20 protein-coding genes, 2 pseudogenes and 1 riboswitch are annotated in these 24,923 nt (G+C 69.0%); of the genes and pseudogenes, 5 read left to right on the top strand and 17 right to left on the bottom strand.

The annotated features are described in order from the left end of the window. Nucleotides 1-51: 51 nt before the first annotated feature. The gene (locus tag ACJX2R_RS50005; RefSeq protein ID WP_413105593.1) at nucleotides 52-1,368 is read right to left on the bottom strand and encodes an MFS transporter; all 1,317 of its coding nucleotides are present in this window, start codon (nucleotides 1,366-1,368) and stop codon (nucleotides 52-54) included. Nucleotides 1,369-1,402: 34 nt separating this feature from the next. After that, nucleotides 1,403-2,398, bottom strand: coding sequence for an alcohol dehydrogenase catalytic domain-containing protein (locus tag ACJX2R_RS50000; RefSeq protein WP_413105592.1), 996 nt, complete (start codon nucleotides 2,396-2,398; stop codon nucleotides 1,403-1,405). Nucleotides 2,399-2,771: 373 nt separating this feature from the next. On the opposite strand from ACJX2R_RS50000, the gene ACJX2R_RS49995 reads away from it, so the two are divergent. Next, nucleotides 2,772-4,055, top strand: a complete 1,284-nt coding sequence (locus ACJX2R_RS49995) for an MFS transporter (protein ID WP_413105591.1) — start codon at nucleotides 2,772-2,774, stop codon at nucleotides 4,053-4,055. A 182-nt stretch (nucleotides 4,056-4,237) separates the two neighbouring features. Here the strand turns inward: ACJX2R_RS49995 and ACJX2R_RS49990 are convergent, their stop codons facing one another. The 6 genes from ACJX2R_RS49990 to ACJX2R_RS49965 all read right to left on the bottom strand — a co-directional run bounded on the left by ACJX2R_RS49990 (nucleotide 4,238) and on the right by ACJX2R_RS49965 (nucleotide 13,038). Beyond that, nucleotides 4,238-4,501 (bottom strand): hypothetical protein, encoded by a 264-nt coding sequence (locus ACJX2R_RS49990; RefSeq protein ID WP_413105590.1) that lies wholly within the window; start codon nucleotides 4,499-4,501, stop codon nucleotides 4,238-4,240. Nucleotides 4,502-4,736: 235 nt separating this feature from the next. Beyond that, nucleotides 4,737-8,480, bottom strand: a complete 3,744-nt coding sequence (locus tag ACJX2R_RS49985) for a chondroitinase-B domain-containing protein (protein ID WP_413105589.1) — start codon at nucleotides 8,478-8,480, stop codon at nucleotides 4,737-4,739. A gap of 750 nt (nucleotides 8,481-9,230) precedes the next feature. Continuing rightward, nucleotides 9,231-9,998 (bottom strand): alpha/beta fold hydrolase, encoded by a 768-nt coding sequence (locus ACJX2R_RS49980; RefSeq protein ID WP_413105588.1) that lies wholly within the window; start codon nucleotides 9,996-9,998, stop codon nucleotides 9,231-9,233. 120 nt (nucleotides 9,999-10,118) lie between these two features. Next, nucleotides 10,119-10,727 (bottom strand): TetR/AcrR family transcriptional regulator, encoded by a 609-nt coding sequence (locus ACJX2R_RS49975; protein WP_413105587.1) that lies wholly within the window; start codon nucleotides 10,725-10,727, stop codon nucleotides 10,119-10,121. A 233-nt stretch (nucleotides 10,728-10,960) separates the two neighbouring features. Further along, complete coding sequence (locus ACJX2R_RS49970; RefSeq protein ID WP_413106160.1) at nucleotides 10,961-11,806, bottom strand: alpha/beta hydrolase; 846 nt, start codon at nucleotides 11,804-11,806, stop codon at nucleotides 10,961-10,963. 5 nt (nucleotides 11,807-11,811) lie between these two features. Then, nucleotides 11,812-13,038, bottom strand: a complete 1,227-nt coding sequence (locus ACJX2R_RS49965; RefSeq protein WP_413105586.1) for an amidohydrolase family protein — start codon at nucleotides 13,036-13,038, stop codon at nucleotides 11,812-11,814. 85 nt (nucleotides 13,039-13,123) lie between these two features. On the opposite strand from ACJX2R_RS49965, the gene ACJX2R_RS49960 reads away from it, so the two are divergent. Next, nucleotides 13,124-13,726 (top strand): TetR/AcrR family transcriptional regulator, encoded by a 603-nt coding sequence (locus ACJX2R_RS49960; RefSeq protein WP_413105585.1) that lies wholly within the window; start codon nucleotides 13,124-13,126, stop codon nucleotides 13,724-13,726. On the opposite strand, the gene ACJX2R_RS49955 is transcribed toward ACJX2R_RS49960, so the two are convergent. From ACJX2R_RS49955 to ACJX2R_RS49940, 4 genes and pseudogenes are all read right to left on the bottom strand, one after another. After that, nucleotides 13,665-14,498 carry a transposase gene (locus tag ACJX2R_RS49955; RefSeq protein WP_413106159.1) on the bottom strand — a complete coding sequence of 278 codons (834 nt, stop codon included), beginning with the start codon at nucleotides 14,496-14,498 and terminating at the stop codon, nucleotides 13,665-13,667. The genes ACJX2R_RS49960 and ACJX2R_RS49955 overlap by 62 nt on opposite strands. A gap of 190 nt (nucleotides 14,499-14,688) precedes the next feature. Continuing rightward, a riboswitch (ZMP/ZTP riboswitch) is annotated at nucleotides 14,689-14,774 on the top strand. A gap of 125 nt (nucleotides 14,775-14,899) precedes the next feature. Beyond that, nucleotides 14,900-15,982 (bottom strand): PLP-dependent cysteine synthase family protein, encoded by a 1,083-nt coding sequence (locus tag ACJX2R_RS49950; RefSeq protein ID WP_413105584.1) that lies wholly within the window; start codon nucleotides 15,980-15,982, stop codon nucleotides 14,900-14,902. 9 nt (nucleotides 15,983-15,991) lie between these two features. Then, a complete protein-coding gene (locus ACJX2R_RS49945; RefSeq protein WP_413106205.1) occupies nucleotides 15,992-16,135 on the bottom strand; it encodes a hypothetical protein in 144 nt (47 codons plus the stop codon). A gap of 241 nt (nucleotides 16,136-16,376) precedes the next feature. Further along, nucleotides 16,377-17,301: pseudogene (locus ACJX2R_RS49940) on the bottom strand (sensor histidine kinase). A 542-nt stretch (nucleotides 17,302-17,843) separates the two neighbouring features. Between ACJX2R_RS49940 and ACJX2R_RS49935 the strand changes: the two are divergent. The 3 genes from ACJX2R_RS49935 to ACJX2R_RS49925 all read left to right on the top strand — a co-directional run bounded on the left by ACJX2R_RS49935 (nucleotide 17,844) and on the right by ACJX2R_RS49925 (nucleotide 20,656). Beyond that, a complete protein-coding gene (locus ACJX2R_RS49935) occupies nucleotides 17,844-19,289 on the top strand; it encodes a sulfatase (RefSeq protein WP_413105583.1) in 1,446 nt (481 codons plus the stop codon). A 585-nt stretch (nucleotides 19,290-19,874) separates the two neighbouring features. Continuing rightward, the gene (locus ACJX2R_RS49930) at nucleotides 19,875-20,024 is read left to right on the top strand and encodes a hypothetical protein (RefSeq protein ID WP_413105582.1); all 150 of its coding nucleotides are present in this window, start codon (nucleotides 19,875-19,877) and stop codon (nucleotides 20,022-20,024) included. A gap of 29 nt (nucleotides 20,025-20,053) precedes the next feature. Beyond that, complete coding sequence (locus ACJX2R_RS49925) at nucleotides 20,054-20,656, top strand: GlxA family transcriptional regulator (RefSeq protein WP_413105581.1); 603 nt, start codon at nucleotides 20,054-20,056, stop codon at nucleotides 20,654-20,656. A gap of 392 nt (nucleotides 20,657-21,048) precedes the next feature. Here ACJX2R_RS49925 and ACJX2R_RS49920 read toward each other — a convergent pair. From ACJX2R_RS49920 to ACJX2R_RS49900, 5 genes and pseudogenes are all read right to left on the bottom strand, one after another. After that, nucleotides 21,049-22,165, bottom strand: a pseudogene (locus ACJX2R_RS49920) (serine/threonine-protein kinase); the annotation flags it as partial. A 379-nt stretch (nucleotides 22,166-22,544) separates the two neighbouring features. Further along, a complete protein-coding gene (locus ACJX2R_RS49915; protein WP_413105580.1) occupies nucleotides 22,545-22,706 on the bottom strand; it encodes a hypothetical protein in 162 nt (53 codons plus the stop codon). After that, nucleotides 22,678-22,977 (bottom strand): hypothetical protein, encoded by a 300-nt coding sequence (locus ACJX2R_RS49910; protein WP_413105579.1) that lies wholly within the window; start codon nucleotides 22,975-22,977, stop codon nucleotides 22,678-22,680. Before ACJX2R_RS49910 ends, ACJX2R_RS49915 begins: the two co-directional genes overlap by 29 nt. 9 nt (nucleotides 22,978-22,986) lie before the next feature. After that, a complete protein-coding gene (locus ACJX2R_RS49905; RefSeq protein ID WP_413105578.1) occupies nucleotides 22,987-23,652 on the bottom strand; it encodes a response regulator in 666 nt (221 codons plus the stop codon). Between the two features lie 28 nt (nucleotides 23,653-23,680). Next, nucleotides 23,681-24,883, bottom strand: a complete 1,203-nt coding sequence (locus tag ACJX2R_RS49900; RefSeq protein WP_413105577.1) for a sensor histidine kinase — start codon at nucleotides 24,881-24,883, stop codon at nucleotides 23,681-23,683. Between the last annotated feature and the right edge of the window lie 40 nt (nucleotides 24,884-24,923).

The following is a 24,923-nucleotide window of genomic DNA, read 5'->3' as shown; positions in this document are numbered from 1 at the left end:
GCCGTGGGAGCACGGCGGCCGCCCTCGTTTCCCTGGTCGGGGCCTGACGGGTCATGTCACGGCGGGGCCCGTGACGTCCATGAGGGGCTTGTCCTCCTCGACGGCCTGCTGGGACTCCTCGGGGATCGTCAGCCGGCGGACCGCCACCCCGGCCAGCAGATACAGGGCAGCGAAGATCACGGTCACAGCACCCGGACCCAACGCGTCCAGGAACACGGCCACGATGAGGGGGCCGACGAAGGTGGCCGCGCCGGCGCCCAGATTGAGCACCGCGATGGCGTTGCCCTTCTGCCCGGGCGCCATCAGTGACATCAGCACGGAGATCGGGGTGAACCCGGCCAGGGTGACTCCGTACAGGGCCGCACACACCACGGCCACCCAGTACTCCCCGCTGACGTGCGCGGGCAGGAAGTACAGGCACAGGGAACTGATCGCCGAGGCGACACAGCCGAACCAGCGCAGGGTGCGGTGCCAGCCCAGCCGGTCGCTGAGCATCCCGAAGAACAGGTTGGCGAAGATGTTCGCCGCACCGAGCACGAACACCAGCTGTAGCCAGCCGGATGTGCCGAAGTGCAGGTCGTCCGAGAAGACGTCGGGCAGGAAGACCAGGAACCCGAACTGCGGGGCGGTGTTCACGATCCGCACCAGGCAGCCGACCGCGATACGCGGCTGCGCGAAGATGATCGCGACGCTGTTGACGATGGAACGGCCTGCCGACACTCCCGGCGCCGCCAGGCGCTCCCCGCCCTGGGCCTTGCGTATGCCGACGAGGGCGATGAGCCCACCCGCCACCACGAGCGCCAGGGAGAGCCACAGCGTCGCGTACTCGCCGATCAGCGGTTCGCTGCCGCTGGCCAGCAGTGAGCCCAGGGTCGGCAGGCCGCCGGTGAAGGCGAAGTAGAACCAGCCCACCGCCGAGCCGAGCCGGCGTGGAGGGCTACCGGCCAGCACCCATACCAGGAAGCCGTAGGCGAAGAAGGGGTAGCCGAAACCGCGCAGCCCATAAGAGAGCAACAACAGCGGGTAGCTCTCGGTGGGCAGCGCCACGGCGAGGAAGACGACCTCCAGACCGCCCCAGACGGCCAGGCCCAGCCACATGACCCGGCGTGGCCCCCACACGTCCGACAGGGCGCCGGACAGCCAGGATCCGGCGGTGACCACCGCGCCGTAGACGGTGATGATGACAGCGGCCCGCGTGGCCGTGTCCGCACCGTTGTCGCGCAGGTAGGGGGATATGTAGCCGGACTCGACACCGTCACCGATCATGAACAGCAGCAGACCGGCGAACCCCCACAGCAAGGGGCGGGGCAGGCCGAGGCGATCGATCAGGCCGTGTTCACCGGAGGCCGGTGGAACGGATGCGGACATTTGTCTTTCCCATCATGTCGACGCGGACGCGGCATCACTGCTGCGGAAGGATGTGGACCTTGCGGGCGGAGTCGGAACGGGCCGCTTCCAGCGCGGCCGGGTACTCCTCCAGCGCGAAGGTGTGGGTGACCATGCGCTCCGCCAGGCGCGGCAGGTCGAGCACCTCGCGCACCGCGTCCGGAAAGGCGGTGGCCAAGGACTGCGAGCCGACAAGGGACAGCTCGCGGTCGAACAGGTCGTAGGGGAACAGGTCGACCGAGGACTCCGGGCTGACCACGCCCATCTGGAGCAGAGTGCCGCGCTTGGCCAGCCGGTCCAGGGCGTCGGCCACCGCGGAGGGATGTCCGCTCGCCTCGACGGCGAGATCGACGTCATGCCCTGAGGGCCGGAGCCCGGGAGCGTACACGGCGTCGGCCCCGAACTCCACAGCCGCTCCCCGACGCACCGCGCTGGGTTCGATCACATCGACGCTACGGGCTCCCCGCGCACGGGCACAGGCGACCGCGAGCAGCCCGATCGATCCGGCTCCGTAGACCAGAACCCGCTGGTCCTTGACCGGACGGATGCGTGAGGCGGCATGCAGAACGCAGGCCAGCGGCTCCACCAGGGCGCCGGTCGCGAAGTCGAGACCGTCGGGCAGCCGGTAGGCGACTTTCGCCGGTACGCGCACCAGCTCGGCACAGGCCCCGTCGGTCGTCACACCGATCGGCACCAGCTCGGGACACAGGTTCGTCGCCCCGGCGCGGCACTCCTCACAGGCACCGCACGCCACATTCGGATCCACACAGACCCGGTCGCCGGGCGAGAAGTCCTCCACGCCACGGCCGACCGACACCACCGTGCCCGAGAACTCGTGGCCGGGCACCACGGGAAACCGGCCGGTGGGATAGTCCCCGCAGGCCAGATGCAGATCCGTGCCGCAGATGCCGACCGCGGCGGGGGCGATCACCAGATCGCCGGGTCCCGGCTCAGGATCAGGCAGCTCGTGGATCTCCGGTGATCCCCGTCCATCCAGGACAACCGCGCGCATCGTCGCGTCCTCTCGCTGGTTCGTGCTGAGCGAAAAGACTCAGCCGGACTGGCCGCCGATGGTCTCCGCGCACCGGCGAACACCTAGCAAGGTAGGCCGCCCATGCCGTACTGTCCATACACTACGGACTGTACGTACAAGACTCTTCGAAGCAAAAGCACTCCTCGAGCCCCTGTAACGTCGCACGACTGTTGACGTTTCACCGCAGGACTGCTTAATGTCCGGACGGTACGAGCTGTACGGACAATTCGTCGGCGTATTACCTCCCACGTCCCCGGCGGCTCGACCCGCTCCGCGCCGCCCGGGTACCCACCCCGCCCACGGCCTTCACGAGCCTCGGCCGACCATGCCCTTCGACGGCGAAGGAAACACCATGCCCTCCCCCAAGATCCCGAGCCTGGACCGGATCGGGTTGCCCGCTCCCCTGCTGCTCGGCTACCTCGGCGTCCTGCTCTTCATGATCGGCGACGGGGTCGAAAGCAACTACCTCTCCCCGTTCCTCGAAGACGAGGGCTTCACCGCCGGCCACGTCGCCACCACCATCAGCGTCTACGGCGTGTTCGTCGCCATCGGCTCATGGCTCTCCGGCACGCTCTCGGCGGTCCTGGGACCCCGGCGAGTCATGCTCTACGGCGCCGTCTCATGGATCATCCTCGAATTCGCCCTGCTCGCCTGGGCGATCCCCGGCCACTCCGCCGCTCTGGTGACCGTCTTCTACGGTCTGCGCGGCATCGGATACCCCTTCTTCGCCTACGCCTTCCTGGTCTGGGTCACTCAGGCCGCCCCGGAAGAACAGCGGGGCACGTCCGTGGGCTGGTTCTGGTTCGTCTTCGGCGCCGGCCTGCCCACTCTCGGCTCCTTGGTCGCCAGCGCTACCATCCCGATCGTCGGCGAGTTCGGCACGTTCTGGGTGTCCACCGTCCTCGTCGCCCTCGGCGCGCTGACCGCGTTGCTCGGCGTACGCGACCTCAGCCATGCCGGACCGGCCCCACGCGACGAGCCGACCTCCCCGTTGCGTGAACTCCTCCGCGGCATCACGATCCTGCGCGAGCCGCGCGTCGCCGTCGGCGCCTTCGTGCGTCTGGTGAACACCGCCCCGAACTTCGCGCTTTTCGTGGTCGCTCCCTTGTACTTCACGCGCACCATCGGCTTCTCGCAGAGCACCTACCTCCTCCTCGTCACCTGCGTCTACACCGCCAACATCTTCGCCAACCTCGGTTTCGGCATCGTCGGCGACCGGCTGGGCTGGCGGCGCACCGTGACCTGGTTCGGCTGCGTACTGTGTGCGGCGGGTATGTTGCTGCTCTACTACGTGCCGCAGCTCACCGGCCCCAACTTCTGGGTCACCCTGCTGTGCTGGGGCGTATACGGCATCGGCCTCGCCGGTTTCGTGCCCCTCACCGCTCTGATGCCCGGCCTCGTCCGCCCCGCCGACAGCGCCAACGCACTCGCCGTCTACAGCCTCGCCGCCGGACTCTCCGCCTTCGTAGGCCCGGCGCTCGTCGGCCTGCTCGGCGGAACCGCCCATATGATCACCCTCATCTGGACCTTCGTCGGCCTCTACCTCGCCGCTGCGGCTCTCAGCCTGACCCTCGACTCCCGCACCGACCCCGGCCACCACACACCCGCCACAGAACCAGTGCGCTCCCAGGCGTGACCGCAGTCGGCAACGAGACAACGTCAAGGGTCACTCGGACGCCTAGCGCACATCCTGAGCTCTTGGCACCTGGCCCGGTGGGCACGACACGGATCTCGCGCGCGCCGTCACTGGCGGCCGGGGTCGGCAGTGGCCCCGGCCGCCGCGTGGTTTGCCGCGGCGGTCGGCGAGGGAGAGCCGTATCAGCCCGTGGTGGCCCATTGGGGCGTGGACGACCCCGCTGGTTCGTACGGCCGCTCCCAAAAGAGCGGGGCCCCCTCGATCGTCACGGGAAACGCGAGCCGCTTCACGGGGCGGCCGTCGCCGCTGACGAAGATGCGGTCCCCGTACGGCCCGTCGAGGGGCAGGCGGATCCCCGGTTCCCCGGGCACGTGGCCCTCGTCGATCAGCATCGCAGCGGTCCGGGCGAGCGAGAGACGGGAGATCGAGCCTTCGCCGGTCGTCACTCGGCGGGTCAGTCTCCGGATGGCGGCCGCTGCGATCTGATATCCGGTCGCGAAGTCGAGTGCCTCGACGGGCAGGTGCCGGGGCCGGTCGGCGTCGACGAGTCGGCCGAGCGCGTTGATCGGTGTCCGGTGCTCCGGGTCGGCGAGTGCCCAGGCCGTCGTGGCATCGGCGAGGCCGCTGCTGAACTGGACGACCGGTGGCGGGACCGACCCGCCACCGGCCGTTTCGCACGTCTTACGCGGCGCTGGGGCCGACGTCCGTCGCGCTGAGCGGGGCCCGCGTGACCGTGGACGACGACCGCTCGTCGGCGCCGACGTCGACGCCGCCGACTCGAGCCTGGCCGTCCATGTCATCGGTCACGAAGGTGTGGTCGCCGGTGCCGGTGTCGATCGCCGGGCTGCCCGCACCGATCCGGTACAGCGATCCGTCGGAGGCGAGCAGCGGGTCGACCGCCCTGACGGAGTCGGAGGGCAGGGACACGCCGACGGTCGCCGATCCGGTCGGCCACGCGATGTTCCCGGCGTAGGTCATGCCCACGGGCTTCTTGACCTCGTTGAGCAGCTTGCCCCGGCTGCCCGTGACGACGTTGTCAGCGATGACCGAGTCGACCGGGGCGAGGTTGTAGTTGGCGCCGATCTCGATGTTCGACACATTGTTCACGAAGGTGTTGTTCACGACGGTCGCCCGGTAGACACGCCAGTGGGCGCTCAGCGCGCCCGAGGTGTCCACGTCCCCGCCGTCGATCTGTAGCGCGGCGTCGTAGCCGGTGCCGGTCAGACCCTCGAAGTAGTTGTTGTAGACCTTGTGGTCCTGGCCGTAGATGCGGATCCCGCCAGTTCCCGCCTTGCCCTGGCCGAGGAAGAAGTTGCCGTAGAACTCGCCGCGGTTCCCGTGCCGTTGGGACAGGACGCCCTGCGAGGCGCGGAAGGTGTTGTAGCGGACGATGTTGTCGTTGCTCTTCACGGAGACGATCTCCGGGTCGCCGTCGCACCTCTCGAAGAGGTTCGACTCGACGACGGTGAATCCGCTCGACTGGGAGATTCCGCTCCAGCCGACCCGGATGGCCTCCATCTCGTTGTCCGCGCGGGGGCCGATGTCGCGGAAGTGGTTGTGGTCGATGCGGTCGTGCTGTGACTGCTGGGAATCGGATCCGTCGATGGTGATGAAGTTCCCTTGTTGGTGCTTCTCCTCGAACAGGTTGTGATCGATCCGGTTGTGGTGGCTGTTCTCACCCTGGATGATCACCCACTTCAGCGAGGACTCCTCGGTCAGCCGGAAGTGGTTGCGGGTCAGCCGCACGTTGTTCGAGCTGGTGATCTTCAGTGTGTTGCTGTTCGTGAACTTCAGCCCTTCGAAGGTGACGTAGGAGGAGCCCGCCACCTCCAGCTGCCCGTCGCCGATCACCGCCTTGCCGCGGTTCTCCGCGACGACGGTGATGGGCTCGGCGGCCGTTCCGTTCTTGCCGGTCATCTTGCCGATCGAGTACGTGCCGTCCGCGAGCACGATGCGGTCGCCGGGCCGCGCGTCCCCGAACGCGCTCTTCAACTGGTCCGAGTTCGCGACCCGGACGGTGCGGACGGGGTCCTGACCTCCGTCGTCGCCCCCGCCTCCATCGTCGCCGCCGTCGGCTCCGTAGATGTCGGTCTCGGTGATGCTGGTCCAGTCGTTGACCGTGTTGCCATGACCGACGATCCGCACATAGCGGGCCGGGGTATCGGCGAAGTCGTACTTCTGCTGCTCACGTGTGCCGCCGCTGCTGGTCTTTCGTTCCAGGACGGTCTTCCACGACGATCCGTCGGCCGACAGCTGGACGTCGAAGGTGTTCATTCTGCTGTCCCCCTGGTGCCAGGCGACCGACACCGACCCGACTGTCCGCGCCGAGCCCAAGTCGTAGCGGATCCACGCCCCGTCGCCCTCCGACGACCAACGGGTGCTCAGATTGTTGTCCAGGGTGTTGGCGGGAACGTTGCCGTCATCGGCACTCGCCGTGACGCTCTTGACCTGGACCGGAGAACCCCCGCCGGGATCGGTGGGATCCTCTTCCGCGGGCTCGACGTCGTACGTCCGGACCCAGTCGACCTCGAACACGGCCGGACGCAGGCCGCTGTCGCCGGTGAAGTTGTCCAGCTGAATGACGAGGTTCCCCAGGGGCATCGCCTGGATGTTCCCCCGGTCGGCGTTCGCGCCGTCCGCCAGCCGGAACCATTCGACACCGTCGACGTAGCCGACCAGCGCCTTGGGCGTCCACTCGAACGCGAAGTTGTGCCACTGCGTCATGTCCAGGGGGCAGAGGTCGCGGCGTTCCTTCTTGTCCGACGGGCTCTTCGGGTAGTGCAGGAACGCCGTGAGGCACTGCGCGTCGGGGTCCGAGTACTCGACCCAGTCGTACTCCCCGTTTTCCAGCCGGTTGTCCTCGGTGGGCCAGATCAGGTGCAGCGGATGGTAGAGCCCGCCCTCCGAGCCGATGTTCCGTGAGCGGGACCGGATTTCCCACCGGCCGTACTGGGTGTCACGGCTCTGCCTGATCCATCCCGTGTCGCCGTTCGCCTCACCGCGCATGGTGAGCATGCCGTCGGCGACGGTGCTGTTCTTGGCGCACCGGCGGCCGTTTTCGTCGTGGCCTTCCCAGCATTGGGCCGTGCCGCCGACGTTGCCCGACGGGACGTCCCACTTCGCGGGGTCGACCGGGCCGGTATAGCCGAACTCGTCGGACACCGGCAGCGGTGTGCCCCAGCCGTACCGCTTGGCGGCCTCGGTCGAGTCCCCGTCACCCCCGCCGTTGCCGCCCTCGTCTCCCCCATCATCGCCGTGCGTGACGTTCAGCCCGTAGATCTTCACCTGGCCGTAGTTGCCGTCGCTACACGGCTCCGAGTTGTCGCAGTTGGCCTGCGTGTACGCGCCCGCCTTGAAGTAGGCGCCGGAGAATTCCTTCGACAGCGTGGTCTGCAACTCGCCGTTGTAGTAGGCCTTGATCTTGCCGTCGCTGACCACGAACTTCGCCTGGAACCTCGTGCCCAGCACGTAGTCGTCCGTCACCAGCTTGTGGTGCTTCTCGTCGCCGTCGGTGATGTAGAGCTTGCTGCCTTCCAGGCGGAAGACGCTGACGTCGTCGGAGGCGTCGTGGATCTGCCCGGCGACGACGTTCGGGGTCTCCTCGGGGAGGTCCGTGATGGCCTGGTCGATCACCATCGTGTGAGTGCCGGACGTGGACGACCAACTCGCCTTGGTCTCCCCCGAGTCCGTCATCTCCCGCAGCTCCGAGCGGGGATACTTGGAGCCGCTGGTGGTGACCCCGTTGACCGGGGCCCGGAACCGGACGGCCGCGCAGTCGTCGGCCGTGGTGAACCACGGGTCGTTCGCGTACGTGGCGAGTTCTGGCTGGTAGACGTTGTTGGGGGACTCCTCCTCGCCCACCGGCAGCCCGATGTACCAGTCCGTCAGGTCCAGCACATCGGCCGGGTACGCGCAGGAGCCGCCACCGCCGTCGTCTCCGCCGCTGTCGGCCCCGTTGATGTCGGTCTCGGTGATGCTGGTCCAGTCGTTGACCGTGTTGCCATGACCGACGATCCGCAGATAGCGGGCCGGGGCATCGGCGAAGTCGTACTTCTGCTGCTCACGTGTGCCGCCACTGCTGGTCTTTCGTTCCAGGACGGTCTTCCACGACGATCCGTCGGCCGACAGCTGGACGTCGAAGGTGTTCTTTCTGCTGTCCCCCTGGTGCCAGGCCACCGACACCGACCCGACGGTCCGCGCCGAGCCCAAGTCGTAGCGGATCCACGCCCCGTCGCCCTCCGACGACCAACGAGTGCTCAGATTGTTGTCCAGGGTGTTGGCGGGAACGTTGCCGTCATCGGCACTCGCCGTGACGCTCTTGACCTCCAGCGGAGAGGTGGCGGCGGCCGACGCGACCGGGTGGAACACACCCGAGACTCCGACGGCGACCGCACCCACTAACAGCGCATGAAACATGCGTCTCATAGGGCCTCGCTTCGATTGACAGCCCCGGGCCACCGAGACGGCTGGTCGGGGCCGGACGGTTGTGATCAAAATCCGGAGACACTGTGTCAGCCCTGTGACGGGACGGGTCCCGCACCTCACCCACACCGCCTGGCTCACTCCCGACGACGCCCTGATTCGGATGACGGGACGCGTCCCGTTCCGCCGGTGGTCGAATCTGCTGACATCAGGAGTGCAGGACCACGGAACGCGGAGAGCGGGATGAGAAGTCCGGTACGTGAAGGTCTCGCGGCCTGGGCGGACAACGGCAAGCTGATCTGGCGGGTGCCCGTGGACATCTATGGCGACCCGGACGGCAAGCTCGGCGGATCCAGTGACGCTCTGGTGGGCTTCCGCGATGACCGGCGCTCGCCGTGGACAAAGTCGGCAAGATCCCAGGTCAGGGCGCATCTCCACTTTCTTGTCCAGGCACTGGACCAACCGCAACCCGGTGGCCGCTGGCGGAATGTGCCCACCAGTAACGGGGTGACCAGCGCGATGCCGAAGGTGGCCAAGGTGCCGAATCGCTTGCGGAACCGGTACCCCGCCACAACGGCTCCCTGCAAGCAGCTCACTGCGGAGGCCCTTGGCCACCGACTTCAAGCCGGATGTCGCACTGACAGCCTCTCCAAGGCGTCTGGTGCCGGTGTCGCGACAGTTTCGCTCTGCCCCCGGACACAGCGTGTGTCATGCCCGGGGGTGTGCCGAGCGCCGTCTGGGGGCGTCGGGTCGCTACCCGCCGAGCCGGGACCAGAAGGCGGTCAGTGCCCGGGCGACCGGGCGCGGGCTCTCGACCGGCCACCAGTGCCCCACGTCTGCGAGTTCGGCGATCTCGGCGCCGCTCGCCTCGGCTGCGGCCCGGTGCTGCGCCGGCGTTCCGCTGGCCTGGCCGATGTCGTTGGAGGCGATGAGCGCAAGACCGGGTCGCTGTCGTGTGTTCGCGAGACGGCGGCCCGCCTCGGCCATGACGGGCTGGGCGGCCGACCGCAGCAGCGTGAGGACCGCTTGCCCCATGCCGTCGTCCATGCTCGCGGCGACGCGCTCCGCCGTCGGCCCGGTCATCCCGAGCCCGGCGACCACGGCGAGGCGCTGCTCGAGTGAACCGCCGAAGATCTCCTTGACGGACTCCTCTCCCGGGCCTTCCTGCTGCCACACCTGGGCGCGCTGGTGCCACACGTAGTCGGGCGCATACAGGCCGAGGGCGTCAGAGGCCCAACTCCGAATCAGGTCGGGCCGCTCCATCGCGACCTGGACGACATGAGCGCCGCCCCAGTCGTGCCCGACGAGATCGACAGGCTCCCGGAACTGTTCAAGGCGTGCGACGAGCCACTCACGATAGCCGTCGACGGTTGCCGCGAATCCGTCCGGCGCAGGCACTCCGAAGCCCGGCGGGGACAGGGCGAACGCGTCGTCCCGGCGCAACTCCGCGAGCAGGGGGCCCCACACGGTGGCGTTCTCCGGATTGCCATGGACGAGGACAAGGGGGACGCGTGCCGACATGTGCTCTCCTTCAGTTATTTACTTGCGTGCATGTACGCAAGTAAATGTAGCCGCAAGTGCCGCCAATACGCCACTCCTCAAGGCTGTTTGTGTGTGGTCTCGCCCAGTGGGGCCGGATGCTTACGGCGTGGTGCCAAACGCCGCGCGTACTGATCGCTTCGCCTCCCGGACCAGGGCGGGAAGGTTCCGGACGGGCGGATTCGCGATGAGTTGCAGCCCGCATCCCCGAACCAGGGCGAGGATCAGCACCGCAGCCGCGGTCGGGTCCACGTCATCCCGGATGGATCCGTCGGTCACGCCCTGGCGCACCACGGTGACGAGGAACTGGCGGAAGTCCGCGTCGCGCTGAGCGAACAGCGGCATCAGGGCGGGATCCGCAGCGATCGCCTCGCCCCACAGCTGAAGGAACGCCCGGGCCGATGGCGTCCGCTGGGCGACGTTGCGCAGGTACGCTTCGACGATCCGCGCAAGGTGTTCAAGGCCGTTGCCCTGATATTCCGGTACGCCGAACCGCTGCGCCTCGTCGAGTACCGCCTCCAGCAACCGCTCCCGGCTCCCGAACTGGTGGTACACAATGCCGCGGCTGTACCCCGCGGCCTCCCCCACCTGCGCGAGTGTGACACCGCGGGACCCAGAGCGCGCGATGAGCTCCATCGCCGCGTCAAGTACCCGGCGTTCAGTCTCGGCGCGCCGCTGTTCCTGCGTTCGTCGGGCCGGAGCGTCGGTCACGGGTCGTTCTCCCCATACTGGCGTGGTCATCGTCCACGAAGTCTGGCACGCGCCCGCCGTGGGCAGTGGACAGCCAGCCGATGGTCGGCGTCCGGCACCGTTCTTCGCCCCGGTCAGCTTCACCTCCTCGGCGACCAGACGGGGCAGGTCGCATCGCTCGGCCGACCGGCCGGACGACCGAGGCAAGCCCGGCCGCCCAGCGCGGCGGTCAGGCAGAGCCGCGGCGTCCAGGCTTACTGGGCACGGCAGGTCCTGAGGTAGCTGAGGAACGATGCCTGGAGCCCAGTCACGTGCGTTTCGTGCATGAGTGCGCTGGTGACGGATCCGCTGCGTGAGGTGAGTCGGTGAAGGAACGTGGCCGTGTTCTTCGTGAGATTCTGGTAGACCGCCAGGTCTCCGAGGATCTCTCGGTCGTTGAAGGTCACGTGAAGCTTGGTAGCGGGCAGGGTGTCACCCATTGCTTGAAGACGAGCGAAGACCTGACTGTCTGCACTGACAATGCCGGGGCTGCCCGCGCCGATGCTCTCGAAGAAGGTGCTATTGGTGAGCCAGGCGTAGAGGCTGAAGAGTCCGCCGTAGGAATAGCCGAAGAGGCCGTGACCGCTCGGGGCTGTGCCGTAGTCGCGTTCGATCCGCGGGTGCAGGTCGTCGGTAAGGAAGTTCAGGAACATATCCCCGCGGCTGTCGCTCAATTCGGCGAGGTGGGCGTCGGCTTGCTCGCGAGTCATCGTGCCCGCTTCGACCCCCATCTCCACCGCATCGATGTACTCCTTCGCGATGGGTTCGCCGGGGGGCACGAGGTCTCGGTTGCGCAACCGGTCCCAGTGCTCTGCTTCCTCGCCTGCGTAACCCACGCTGACTTGCACGTAGGGCTGAATCGACTGCATGGGGTCCAGTTGCGTGACGATGAGTGGGGCGGTCATGCCCACGGCCCAGTTGCCGTCGAGCACGTACACGACAGGCGCTTGCGCCGCGGCAGGGTCGTAGCGCGGTGGCGTGGTGACCCAGACGCCGTAGTCGTGCCCACCCCTGGAGCGCATCTCGAAGTAGTCGGTGTGGGCGAGGCAGCCCTGCCACATGGTGCTCACCTGAGGTCCTTTACGATTTGGCCGGCCTGGATTACGAGGACGGCGTTGGTGGGGTCGGAGAAGAGTTCTGGGTCTTCGAGCGGGTTGCCGTTCCAGAGAACGAGGTCTGCCTGCGCGCCGGGAGTGATGACACCCACCTGGCCGGACAGGCCGAGGATCCCGGCGTTGGTCCGGGTCGCCGCCACGAGCGCTTCCATCGGCGTCTCGAGGGCTGCGCGCAGGCTGAGTTCTCTGCCGCGACGTTCCTGGGCCGGGCCGATGAGATCGGAACCCAGCCCGATCCGTACTCCTGCGTGCTTGGCGACAGCGAGCGCCTTCGTCATCTGCTCGTGTGTGCCCTGGGCTCGGTCGCGGGTCGACTCGGCGAGACCGGCTCCGGCGGTGTCGTGCAGCAGTTGCTCGACGACAGCGAACGTGGGCACGAGGGCAACCTCGCGAGCGGCCATCAGGGTCGCTGTGGATTCGTCGAGGCTGGTGCCGTGCTCGACACAGCGCACCCCGGCCTCGACCGCATTGCGTATGCCCTGATTGTTGTGGGCGTGGACTGTCACGTAGGTGTTCCGTGCCGCAGCTTCTTGAACTGCGACAGCGATCTCTTCGACGGTGAACTGGGTGTCGGTCAGTCGATCATGTGCGCCCACCACTCCGCCGGTCACGCAGAGCTTCAGGAAGGAGGCTCCGCGACGGAAGGCTTCGCGGACGTTGTGCCGCAGCTCGTCCGCGTTGCCCGCCATCATGGACAGGGCGCACAGGCCCGGGATGTGGTGGCTGCTCCACAGCTCGGTGGGCTCCCATTCGGCTCCGTAGTAGCCGTGGCCGCCGATCTGGCACTGAACAGGTCCGCACGACAGGACGCGCGGCCCTCTGACCTTGCCCTTCGCGATCGCGGTGACGACACCGCCGTCGATCCCGCCGGTGTCGCGAACGGTGGTGAAGCCGGCGTCGAGCGTCGCGCCGGCCGTGGCGAAGATGTCCGCCGCGATCTCGGCGGCGCTCATCTGAAACGAGAAGTGCGGCTGGATCGGGCTCGACAGGCCCAGGTGGACGTGAGCGTCGATCAGGCCGGGCGTCATCGTCAATCCCTCGGCATCGAGACGCTCGCCGTGCGCGCTGGAGGCACCGAGTTGGGTGATGCGGCCGTTCTCGATAGTGATGTCGAGGTTGCTGGGATCGCGCCCCGATCCGTCGATGACCGCCGCGCCGACGACATGAGCAGGTCCCATAGTCGATCCTCCGCCGTTGCGAGCTGACTGCGACCATGTGTGAAGCAACACGGAACCGCCATCTTTCTTTTCCAATGGATAAACTGTGGGAGTGATCCTGTCAACCTCGGAACGCAAGGGCAGCGCGCGCGAGCGACTCCTGGCACGGCTTCTCGACGCCTTCGGCGAGGCCCTTCCCCCGCCGGAGATGTCACTCCGTGAGATCGCCGCCCGGATCGAGACCAGCCACGCCCTGTTGCGATACCACTTCGGGTCACTCCCGGGCGTCTTGGCCGCCATGCTCAACGCGCAGCGATCGCGTGACAACGAGGCACTCTTGGAGGCCGCCCAGCAGGGCACCTTCGACGATTTCGTTGTGGCGATCTGGCGTACTTACACCCGGCCGGAGCAGCTGTCGCGTGCCCGCGGCTTCTTCTACGTCGTCGGACTGGCCGCGTACGGCCCCGAGGACTTCCCTGAGTTCGTAGAGTCGATCGGCGACCTGACCGTGATGCTGTCCTCACTCGCGGAACGCGAAGGGCTCGACACGAAGGAAGCGCGGGATGTGGCCACCGTCACCATTGCCGCGATTCGCGGCCTCCTCTTGCAGGAAGTCCTGACTCCCGGAACCGACTCGGAGGACGCGGTCACCTTGATCCTGCGCATGAGGGAGGGCCGATCCGTTCCACGATCACGTCCGGAGCATTAAGCAGACCCTCGACCCTTGCCACCGCCTCACCTGATCCCCCGGACCCTGTCTGCGGACACGCTGACAAGCAGCCTCGACCATTGGTTGCTTCAACTTTCCACGTGCTAACCGAATGTTCGGTTTGCGCGAAGGGAGGGCTGCTCCTCATAGCTACAGGGGGGTCAGTATGTGCGACGAGGACCGTGCTTCGCGAGGGCGGCCTGGCGGTCACCGGCCGTGGTGAGGTGCGTTTGTCGTGCAGGTAGGCGCGAACGCGCTGGTAGCTGCCCTTGTAGCCGAGCGGCACGATCTCCTCCCACGGCTTCCACGCGTTGGTGCAGCCCTTGTTCCAGCGGTCGGTGCGGTAGGTCATCCCGAGCTGCCGCTGGACCGCGCGTCGGCTGTGTCCTGCCTTCAGCAAGGCGTGGATGGCGGCATGCCGGGCCCGGATCCGGTCTGCGAACCGGTGCCCTCGTGGCCAAGGTGATGCGGACGGGTCCGCAGCCGGGGCTGACTCGGGCTCGGGTCGAGGTGCTGCGGGCGTCGGAACGTGCAGGCAGCGGCGGTGCTGGGCGACGCTCCGCTCAGCGGCCTCGCTCAGGTTGTGCCAGAGGTGCCATCGGTCCGCGACCTGGACCGCCTGCGGCGCTCCAGCCGCGGCGCCCTCGGCGAAGAACGGGGCGCGGTCCCGGCAGACGACCTCGACGCCCGGCCGCTGGGCGAGCCAGGCGGTCGGGCTCGATGCCTCCCGATCAGGCAGGAGATCGGTGGGACGGCGGGTTTCGACGTCCACCAGGACAGCGCCGTAGTGGCGGCCCTTGCGGGTGGCGTACTCGTCGACACCGACTACCCGCGGTGCGGGCACCTCCGGCTCGGGCAGCGCGTCGACCAGGCGCCAGACCGTGCGCCGGCTGACGGACACGCCAAGGAGAGCAACCAGCCGGGCGCCAGCCCGGCCGGCCAGAGCGAGGCCGACTGCGGCCAGCGTGGGCCGTGACTGGCGCTGAGGTGGAGCACCACCGGGGAGCGGTCTGACGAGACGTCGATGCCGTGCGCCTGGGCGAGTGGCCAGCAACGCCTGGAGGGCAACGATGTCCCCGACTCAGACGGCCCAGCTCATGGACGGCACCAGCCGGAGTTTCCAGCCGGGATAGAGGTCTGAGGGGCATCCGCGCCCGGCCGTCACGCGGGTCGCTACCCGACCGGCCAGTCCCCGGTACGGGCGAACAGCTCGATGTCGGCCTCGTACGGCGCGGGGTCGAGTCCCCGCGCACGCACCCACTCCGTATTGAGGTGGGTGTTCCGGTACGGATCAGCGACGTCACCGATGATGGTGACGACGCTGCCCCGCATCCCCGCTTGGTGCATCCGTGCCACGAGGTGGCACGTTCCCCAGAAGTTGGTGCCGGTCGCCGGTCCGGCTTCGATACCGGCAGCAGTGCGAAGCCACCGCATGGCCGCAATGGACGCCGCGTCCGGTACCGGGATCATCAAGTCGATCACCGTCGGCAGGAAGCCGGGCTCGGTGCGTGGGCGACCGATGCCAGGTATCCGCGAGGGCATCCCCGTGGTGTAGTCGCCACACCCGCTCGCCCACGCGGGGAAGTAGGCGGAGTTCTCCGGGTCCACCACGGCCAGCCGAGTCGGATGACCGTGCCGCCGCAGGTGGCGTCCGATCGCTGCCGAAGTCGCCCCGGTTCCGACACCCGTGACGATCCACTCCGGGATCGGGTGCGGTTCCCCGCTCATCTGATCGAAGATCTCGTCGGCGATCGTCGGCTCACCACACCCGGCCACCGCTCGCTCCGCGTCGCTGAAGTGGTCCAGGAAGTGGCCGCCGAGCTGCTCGGCCAACGCCCTCGCCTCCTCCTGCACCGCGGCGGGCGGCTGCTCGCCCACCTGCCACCGTCCGCCCTCCCCTTCGATCCTGGCCAGGACGTCCGCAGAGGTCTTCGCCGGTACGACGGCGGTGAACACCAGGCCCAGCAGCCTCGCGAAGTGGGCTCCGGCGACAGCAACCGCTCCGCTCGTAGCCGCGATCACCGGTGTGTCCGACCTGATAGCGCCGCTGGCGATCGCCTCACAGAACATGGCCCGCACCAGGCGATACTTCATGCTGCCTGTGGGATGCGCGGACTCGTCCTTGATGTAGATCTCGACGTCCCGGATCGCGAGTAGCGGAAGCGGACGCAGGGGCGTCGGTGTCAGATGCAGGCCGCCTGTCCGTACCCGCCGGATCGCGTCGGCAGCCCACGAGTTCGGGTGTCCCGTAGTCATGATCGGACCCTACTGGAGCCGAGGCACCAGGCAGGTCGCCATGCTGCCGAGGCGGTAGTTGACGGTGACGACCACGACGTCACCGCGGGTGGCCATGCGGTGGCGCCGTAGGAACTGCCCGCTCCGGTGGTGAAGCCGCCGCCGTGCAGCCACACGATCACCGGGCGGGGGCGGGGCGGTCGTGCGTAGTCGGGTGTGGTGACGTTCAGGACGGCGACGACGTGGGCGTCGACGTCCCAGGTGGTCAGTACCAGCACTTTCGCCCGGCTGCCGCATTCGGCGATCTGCCGGGTGGCCTCGATGCCGTCCAGGCCGGGGGCATGCGACGTCCATCAGCGCCACGTCGGGGGCCACCTCCCGGGTCAGTCGCACCGCTTCCTGGCCGTCGGAGGCCTCACCGGCCACCTCGAGGTCGTCCCTGGCGTCGATGATCATGCGGCAGCTGTGCCGCCACCTCGAACCCGCCTGCGGGGAGCGCGGCGGCGTGGAGGTGGCCGCCTACGAGCCGGGCGCGTTCCTTCATGCCCACCAGGCCGTCCGGCGCCCGCCGTGGCCGGGCTGCGGTGCGCCGGACCGCGCTGTGGTGCGGGGCCGTTGTCGGTGACGGTGATCTTCAGGTGCTGCGCTTGGGCGGTGATGTGCACGCTTACCTCGTCGGCGCCGGTCGCGTGGCGCAGGGTGTTGGTGAGGGCTTCCTGGACGATCCGGTAGGCGGCCAGGGCCACCGCGGGCGGCAGGCTGCCGGTGGTGCCCTCGTGGTGGATGTGGACGGTCATCCCGGTGGCGCGTACGGTGTCGGCCAGTTCCTCCAGGTGCCCGAGTCAGGGTTCCGGTTCCCGCCGCTCCCCTGGCCCGTCCGCCCCTGTCCCGTCCGCCCCCGTAGCGTCCGCCTCCGGCCCCTCCGCCTCTGGCCCGTCGTCCTGCGTGTCGGGACCGAACCCGCGGAGCAGCAGGCGTAGTTCGCCGAGCGCGGAGCGGGCGGCTGCCTCGATGGCGCGCAATGCCTTACGGGCCTGCATGGGGGCCGCCGGCGCCGGCAGACACATCGCCACCAGTGCCCCAACCGAGACCCGGCGCGGCCGGGTGGCCGAGAGCACGCACAAGGTCACCTGCGCCGCGAGCAGGGCCCCGGTCAAGGTCACCGCGGGCAGCAGCACCCACACCACGAGCCCCGTCACCGCGTTCACGGCCAGGACCATGACCGGGACGCGTATCTGCCATCCCAGGGCGCCGGTCTGCACCAGGACCAGAGCCACGGCCACGGCTGCGGGGAACCGTCGGCCGTGTTCGGTGCCGGCAACGAGTACCGAAGTGCCCAGCCCGCCCCGCGGTTGCCCAGCGTGTGTATCGTCGCGGTGTCCGGCAGTGGGATCCACGCCCCGACCCTGTCCAGCAACGCGGACCGGGACCGTTCACCAGACCAACACCCGACCCTCTGACCGGCTGACCGGTCTGCACGATGGCCACCAGTCGTGGTTGCGCGGCTGACGGCCGGCGGTGGGTGCTGGTCGGCTGTACGGCCAGCGGCTGGACGGCCGACGGGCACGGGCCGACAGCAGGCAGCGGGCGGCCGGACCGGCAGCGGGCGGCTGGCGGCGGAGTGAAGCTCACCTCGCGCGCCCAGCTCATCGAAGATCAGACGGTGCAGCTTGGCCCACACCCGGGCCTGGCTCCACTCAGTGTTTCCTCAGACCAGTTGAGGGCATGCTGGGCCTGGCGAGGTACACGTAACAGATGTCGGTTCGCCGCTCCTGCGGCCCAGGCGGTGTGGAGCCACACCGGATGACGAGCCGCTCTTGCGAGGCGACGGTGCGATCACGACGCGGCCGATGGCGGATGACGACCGGAGCGGAGGCCTTCGATGAGCTCAAGGCACCTGGGCGGCAATGACGTGCGCAGGCGCACGATGCTGATCTCCGGGATCACCGGTGCGCTGGCGCTGGGCACGCCGGCCGGGGCGGCAAGGGGCGAGCCGGACCCACCGGTCAACATCCTGTTCGCGATCGCGGACGACTGGGGCTTCCCGGACGCGGGCGCCTACGGTTCCCACGCCGCGCGGACGCCGACGTTCGACCGGCTCGCGGCAGAAGGCGCGCTGTTCACGCGCGCCTTCTGCGCGGCCCCCTCATGCACGCCGTCACGGAACGCGCTCCTCACCGGCCAGGCGCCGCACCGCCTCGGGGCGGGAGCGAACCTGTGGTCCGAGCTCCCGGCCACGTTCGATGTGTACCCGGACCTCCTTGAGCAGGCGGGATACCGTATCGGGCGCATACGCAAGGGCTACGGCCCCGGCGTGTTTCCGCAGTGGCCGCACGACCCGGCGGGCCCGGGCTTCCCGTCGTTCGGCGAGTTTCTCCAACAGCAGCCGGAGCGGACGCCGTTCTGCTTCTGGTTCGGCTCCTCCGATCCACACCGACCGTACGACCCCGAGCTGGGCGAGCACTCCGGCATCGACCCGGCCGCCGTGGATGTCCCGCCGTATCTCCCGGACACGCCGGAGGTCCGCGCCGACGCCGTCAACTACCTGGCCGAGGTGCAACGCTTCGACCGCGAGGTCGGCGATGCCCTGCGACTCCTGGACGAGCGAGGGCTCGCCGAGAACACGATCGTGGTGATGACCGGCGACAACGGCTGGCCCTGGCCGCGGGCCAAGGCCAACACCTACGACGCCGGTACCCACGTGCCGCTTGCGATCCGCTGGCCGGGCCGGGCCGCCCCGGGAACAGTGATCGATCGCCTGACGGTGCTGAGCGATCTCGCTCCCACCTTCCTCCACGCCGCCGGGCTGCCCACGCCGCCGGCGATGACCGGGCAGTCGCTGCTGCCGGCGCTCTCGGGCACAGCCGCCCCGCGCGAGTTCGTCGTCCTCGAGCGCGAGCGACACTCCTTCGCCCGGGAAGGGAATCTCTCGTATCCCATCCGCGCCCTACGGACGCACAGGTGGCTGTATATCCGCAACTTCTTCCCGGAGCGCTGGCCCGCCGGCGACCCGCAGCCCCCCTCGCCCGACCGTGGGGTCTTCGGCGACATCGACGCGGGCCCCACCAAGACACAGCTCCTGGAGAACCGGCACCGGCCGGAATTCGCCATGGCATTCCAGCTGGCCACCGGCAAGCGGCCGAAGGAAGAGCTCTACGACCTCGAATCCGATCCGCACAGCCTGGAAAACCTCACGGACTATCCCGAATATGCCGCGGTGAAGACCCGGCTCCGGGAACAGCTCCAGAACTGGATGCTCCGAACCGACGACCCGCGCGCCGTCGACCCACGGACCGACTTCTGGGACAACGTCGAATACTACGGTTAACACTCCCGTCCACCGGGGCGGGTCGGCGAGGGCGGCACGACCCCGTGGAACAGCTCCCGCAATTCGTCCGACGCCAGTTGCTCCACCATGCCGATGGCCTGAAGCGTAGTGACGATTACGCCCCATGAGACGAGCTCCCCGCGAGCCTGCCGGCACATGGCAAGGTGATCGTTCCCCGTGCTGGTCATCTCGCCGGTCGCGGCCTTCTCCGCGCCGGTTCAAGGCGGTCGACTGAGGTGAAGCGCCATGTCGATCCCGGCGGACACACCCGCGCTGGTCACGATGGGTCCGGCATCGACCCATCGCTGCCCGGTGAGCACATCGACGTCCGGATACCGCGACGCGAGGTCGTCGAGAACGCTCCAGTGAGGATGCCGATAGATTTCTGCCGTGACAGTTTCGATGACATCACAAGGCCCCGTCCGGGAGCATCGCGTCGCCGTGCTCCCGCACTTGACCGAGTACTGCCGATGGAGGTTGGCATGCCGTTCCGCGTCCTCGGTCTGCCAGAGCTGCCTTACGAGGTGATGCTCTGCGGTCGCGTCCCGGGTCCCGGGTCCCGTCGAAACGGAGAACGGATGGCCTTTGGTCGCCACACATGGTCTCGACGCGGTCCGCGCCGCGGGCACCGTGATCGTGCCCACCTTCCGCGGATACCTTGGTGGCGCACCGGATGACGCGGCGGCCGCACTGCGCCAGGCACGCCGCAACGGCGCTCGCATCGCCTCGATCTGACCGGAGCGTTCGCGCTCGCCTCCGCGGGGTTGCTCGACGGGAGGCGCGCGACGACACACTGGCGCTACGCCGACGATCTCGCCCGCCTCCATCCGACGGTCGAAGTCGACCCCGACGTGCTCTGCGTCGACGCTGAGGGCGTCCTCACCTCTGCGGGTGTGGCCAGGGCATCGACCTGTGCCTGCACCTCCCGCGCCGCGACCACGGACCCGCCCTCGCGAACGCGGTGGCACGAGAGATCGTCGCCGCACCGCATCGAGGAAGGCGGACAGGCGCAATTCATCAGGAGGCCGCCGGCACCACCGAAGAGGACGAGCCTCGGCCCGACGCTGGAATGGGCCCTGACCCGCCCCGACAAGCCACTGACGGTCGCCGGTCTGGCCGCACACGCCCGCCAAGCCACCCGGACCTTCGTGCGCAGCTTCGCGGCCGAGACCGGCACCACCCTGATCAAATGGCTCAACACGGCACGTGTCGACCGAGCACGCGAACTCCTCGAAACCACCGACGCCACCATCAGCCACGTCAGCCAGATGTACGGCCTGGGCACCCCGGCGAACTTCCGGCACCATTTCCGCCGCACCACAGGAATCACACCGCGCGAGTACCGCCAGTCCTTCGCCGTGATCTGACCTCTGACCCACCGACGTCATGTCAGGATGCCGGAAGCGGCCGTCCGGCCGGCTGTGGGGTCCGGCGAACATCCGCAACCGACGGCCTCAAAACACGCCCGAAACGCGTAGCCCGACATCGGGCAGGCTTCGCCATGCTGCCGGGTCCGCTCTCTTCGTCCGCACCGGGCACTCGGTATCACGGCGGCAAACCCCGGTGACCGCCCAGCCGGAGCACGGCAGGCCGAGCCCGGAGCACACCTCGCCCGGGGTGGCGACACGATCGCCATACGCTGGGCCACCCGCGGACCACGCCGCACCGGGACACACTCGGGATCCAGCCCTCGCGCGACGAGACGAAAGTGCCGCCCACCCGGGGCGGTAGAAAGTCAACGAAACACCAGCCGATGGCCCAGATCGGCTTGGACGCCGAGGACCCAGCGGCGGGCACGGGACGAAGCGGGGGCCGCGATGCGGTCGTCGTGCCGGGCGGCCCACAGGGCGCCGCCACCACCGGCCACGAGCAGGACCGCGCCGCCGAGCAGCAAGAACCGGCGGCTGGAGGAGCATGACATGGCCGTCCCTTCGGGAACATCCGCCGGCTACCCGTCCGCCCTCGCATCGAGGGCCGTCGCCTCGATGTCCGGGAGGGCGAGCATGGTGGCGGAGCGGTCCGCGATGAGCGGTACGACGGCGTCGGGCAGCCAGTCGGCGGTGTCGTTGGGTGCGTCCTCGACCAGCGTCTCGTCCACCTCGCGGGCAGTGAACCGGGAGGCCGGATCCTTGGCGAGGCAGCGCTCCAGGAAGGCGCGCGTGTCGTCGGGGATGCCGTCGAGGTCGGACTCGTCGTGCACCGTGCGGTACAGGAGAGCGTCCACGGCACCGGTGCCGAAGGGCGGGCGGCCGGTGGCGGCGTAGGAGGGAAGACAGCCAAGGGCGAAGACATCACTGGCGGGTGAGGCGGGCTGTGCCCGGACCTGTTCCGGGGCGAGGAAGCCGGGTGTCCCGATGACCATGTCGGCCGAGGCATGGGCCGTCTCCTCGGTGGCCCGGGCAATGCCGAAGTCGATGAGGCGCGGGCCGTCGACGGGCGAACAGCACATTGCCTGGCTTGACGTCGCGGTGGACGAGCCCGGCGTCGTGTACGGCGGTCAGTGCGCGGGCCAGCATCCGGCCGAGGACGCGGACACCGCGCGGCGGCACCGGACCGCAAGTGGCGACGGCCTCGGTGAGCGAGGGGCCGGGAACGAAGGCGGTGGCGAGCCAGGGCGCGGGCGCGTCCGGGTCGGCGCCGGTGACCGGCACGGCCCAGGGGCTGTCCACGCGCCGCGCGGCGGCCACCTCGCGGCGGAAGCGCGCACGGAACTCGGGCTGGTCGGCGTAGTCGGGCAGGATCACCCTGACGGCGGCCAGTTCCCCGGAGTCGGCCCGGCCGGGGTAGACGACTCCCATGCCGCCGGCGCCCAGCCGGGCGAGCAGACGGTGGCCGCCGATGCGGGCCGGGGCGGTGGGGGCGAGCTTCTCGGTCATCAGCGGTCGCCCTTCGTGCCGCTGGGCTCCGGCGTGTTCCGTCCGATCGCGGCTCTGAGACGGGTGCGCATGCCGATGTGCGGATCCCGCTAGCCGGTCGAAGAGGTCTGCCCGGGACCAGTCCTTGGGGCCCTTTGCGGAGAGGGCGAGGATGAACGAGCCGATACGGGTCTGCTCCCAGATGTACGGGTGGGGCCCACCCGCTTCAGCCCCCGTGTAGCTGCCCAGCTCGGTGAGGGAGTCATCGGCGAGTCGTTCCCGGAGTCGCTGTAGGAGCCCGGGACGTCGTTCAGGCTCGTGGTCACCTCGTCGAACGCAGCTGCTGCGTGTGGCAGCGCATCATCTCCTCCAGGACCTCGGCGTTCTCCCAGTCGGCCTGTTAGGGGGTGCGGTGCACCGTGACGACGGCGCTCAGCCGCAGCGGGCCCTTGGCACCGTTCGCCGGTATCTCGTAGGAGCGGGTCAGCGTGGCGAGGACGTCCCTCGGGAGCGGCTGCTGGTGCCAGGCACAGTCATCGTCGAGGACCGACCAGCGCCGCACGTCGCTCTCGTACGGTCCGGCGGACGGTCCCGGGGCCGAAGTCGGACGGGTCCGCGATGACGTTCCGTATCAGCGCGGCGGCCTGGTCTCTGGTCGTGGGCAGTTCGGCGGGATCGATGTCCACGACGGCGGTCGGCGACGGGTCGGTGGTCCTCGTGGCACCGGCCTTGGCGGTCGATCCGGGCGGTTCGCCTCCGCCGGACGTACATCCGATCAGTACCAAGCCCCACACCGCGACAGCGCGGCCGAGGCGCACCACTCCCCCGTTCACCACCACACCTCAGTCGGCCCCGCTTCCCACCCGGACCAGCCCCAACTCATAAGCCGCGATCACGGCCTGCGCCCGATCCCGCAGCTCCAGCTTCGCGAACAGCCGGTTGATATGGGTCTTCACGGTGTGATCCGTGATCGTGAGCCGGCTCGCTATCTCCGCATTGGACAGCCCCCGAGCGATCAAGGTGAGCACCTCCGCCTCACGCGCCGTGAGCTCGCCCACGGAGTGAACCGGCAGCCGCGGCGTCCGCGCATGCACGAACTCGTCGATCACCCGCTTGGTGATCTCGGGCGAGAGCAGCGCGTTCCCGGCCGCCACCACCCGCACCGCGTGCAGCAGTTCGGGAAAGGTGGCGTCCTTGAGCAGAAAGCCGCCCGCCCCGGCCGCGAGCGCCTCGTACACGTACTCGTCGAGGCCGAAGGTCGTCAGCATCAGGACCTTCGTCGTGCCCTCGGCCCCGGCCAGAATCTCGCGGGCCGCCTCGATGCCGTTCTTGTGCGGCATCCGGATGTCGAGGAGCGCGAGATCGGGCCGGACCTCGGCGGCGATGCGTACCGCCTGCACACCGTCCTCGGCCTCGCCCACGACCTCGATGTCCTCCTGAGTGTTGAGGAGGTTCACAAAGCCGGTGCGGACGACCGCCTGATCGTCGGCGACCAGTGCCCTGATCACACCCAACTCCCTCTCTTCTCCCTGCCGATCACCCGGTCCCCCAGGGAAGCTCCGCCTCCACCAGGAAACCTCCGTCCGGGCCCGCGCCCGCGCTGAGCCGACCGCCGACCAGGGCCGCCCGCTCCCGCATCCCGGCCAGGCCGTGGCCCGCGCCGGAGCCTGGACCGGAACCCGGGCCCGGGCCGTCGTCGTGGATGCGCAGCGTGAGCAGCCGGTCGGCGCCGTAGTCGATCTCCACAACGGTACGGGCGCCGGCCGCGTGCTTGCGCGCGTTGGTCAGCGCCTCCTGAGTGATCCGGTAGGCGGACAGCTCCCACGCGGCGGGCAGCGGCACCCGCTCCCCAGTGACCCTCAGATCGGCCTCGCCGCCCACCGCCCGGTGCTGCTCGACCAGTTCGGTGAGATGGTCGAGGGTCGGCTGCGGAGCGGTGAGGGCCGTGTCTCCCTGGCCCTGGGGGGTGCGCAGGACACCGAGGAGGCGGCGCAGTTCGGCCATCGAGGAGCGGGCGGTGCCGGCGATCTGCTGGAAGCCGTCGCGGGCCTCGGGGGTGAGTCCGGGGGTGGTGTATGTGGCGCTCTCGGCCTGCACGGCGATCATCGACACCGAGTGCGAGACGATGTCGTGCAGCTCACGGGCGATAGCGGCCCGCTCGGCCTCGGCGGCCTGCTGCCGCTCCATGGCGATCAACTGGGCCTGGGCCAGGTTCCGTTCCTCGCGGGTCTCCTCCCGGGAACGTACCGCGTCACCCATCATCACGGCCCCGAAGATGACCACGGTCAGCAGGAACGACTCGGCGAACAGACTGAGCGATCCCTTCTCCCAGAGCGCGGGCACCGGCAGGTCCATCCGCGACCAGGTGTTGATGTGCACCAGGTTCACACACAGGGCCCCGAGCGCGGCGCCCGCGACGGTCACCGCGGGGTGCAGTACCCGGTCGCGGCCCAGGGTGTAGCAGCCGATCAACCCGCTCGCCGTGATCGAGACGTACAGGTTGACGTCCCCGGCGAACCCGATCAGCCCCGCCGCGACCGTGAGCACCGCGACGGGCGGGAACGACCGCCGCCACATCAGCGAGGCGGAGGAGACGAGGACCCCGATCGTGGTGGTCACGGATCCGGGAAAGGCGATCAGCTCCGCCATGGCACCGACGGTCAGGGCACCGCCGGTGACCCAGGGGTAGGCGGGCGCGGCGATCCAGGCGCGGAACCCCTGTTGAAGGGACGTACTCATACATCCATGGTCCGTGCCGGCGCGGGCGCGCGCGTCACCG

Source organism: Streptomyces sp. Inha503, assembly GCF_047215865.1.
GTDB lineage: Bacteria > Actinomycetota > Actinomycetes > Streptomycetales > Streptomycetaceae > Streptomyces > Streptomyces lycopersici.
Note: the sequence above shows the minus strand (reverse complement) of the source record. Positions and strands in the feature narration are given on the sequence as shown.

Excerpts from the sequence above, each read along its gene's own strand:
- ACJX2R_RS50005 (WP_413105593.1), bottom strand. The coding sequence starts at position 1,368 with ATGTCCGCATCCGTTCCACCGGCCTCCGGTGAACACGGCCTGATCGAT.
- ACJX2R_RS50000 (WP_413105592.1), bottom strand. The coding sequence starts at position 2,398 with ATGCGCGCGGTTGTCCTGGATGGACGGGGATCACCGGAGATCCACGAG.
- ACJX2R_RS49995 (WP_413105591.1), top strand. The coding sequence starts at position 2,772 with ATGCCCTCCCCCAAGATCCCGAGCCTGGACCGGATCGGGTTGCCCGCT.
- ACJX2R_RS49985 (WP_413105589.1), bottom strand. The coding sequence starts at position 8,480 with ATGAGACGCATGTTTCATGCGCTGTTAGTGGGTGCGGTCGCCGTCGGA.
- ACJX2R_RS49980 (WP_413105588.1), bottom strand. The coding sequence starts at position 9,998 with ATGTCGGCACGCGTCCCCCTTGTCCTCGTCCATGGCAATCCGGAGAAC.
- ACJX2R_RS49970 (WP_413106160.1), bottom strand. The coding sequence starts at position 11,806 with ATGTGGCAGGGCTGCCTCGCCCACACCGACTACTTCGAGATGCGCTCC.
- ACJX2R_RS49965 (WP_413105586.1), bottom strand. The coding sequence starts at position 13,038 with ATGGGACCTGCTCATGTCGTCGGCGCGGCGGTCATCGACGGATCGGGG.
- ACJX2R_RS49950 (WP_413105584.1), bottom strand. The coding sequence starts at position 15,982 with ATGACTACGGGACACCCGAACTCGTGGGCTGCCGACGCGATCCGGCGG.
- ACJX2R_RS49935 (WP_413105583.1), top strand. The coding sequence starts at position 17,844 with ATGAGCTCAAGGCACCTGGGCGGCAATGACGTGCGCAGGCGCACGATG.
- ACJX2R_RS49900 (WP_413105577.1), bottom strand. The coding sequence starts at position 24,883 with ATGAGTACGTCCCTTCAACAGGGGTTCCGCGCCTGGATCGCCGCGCCC.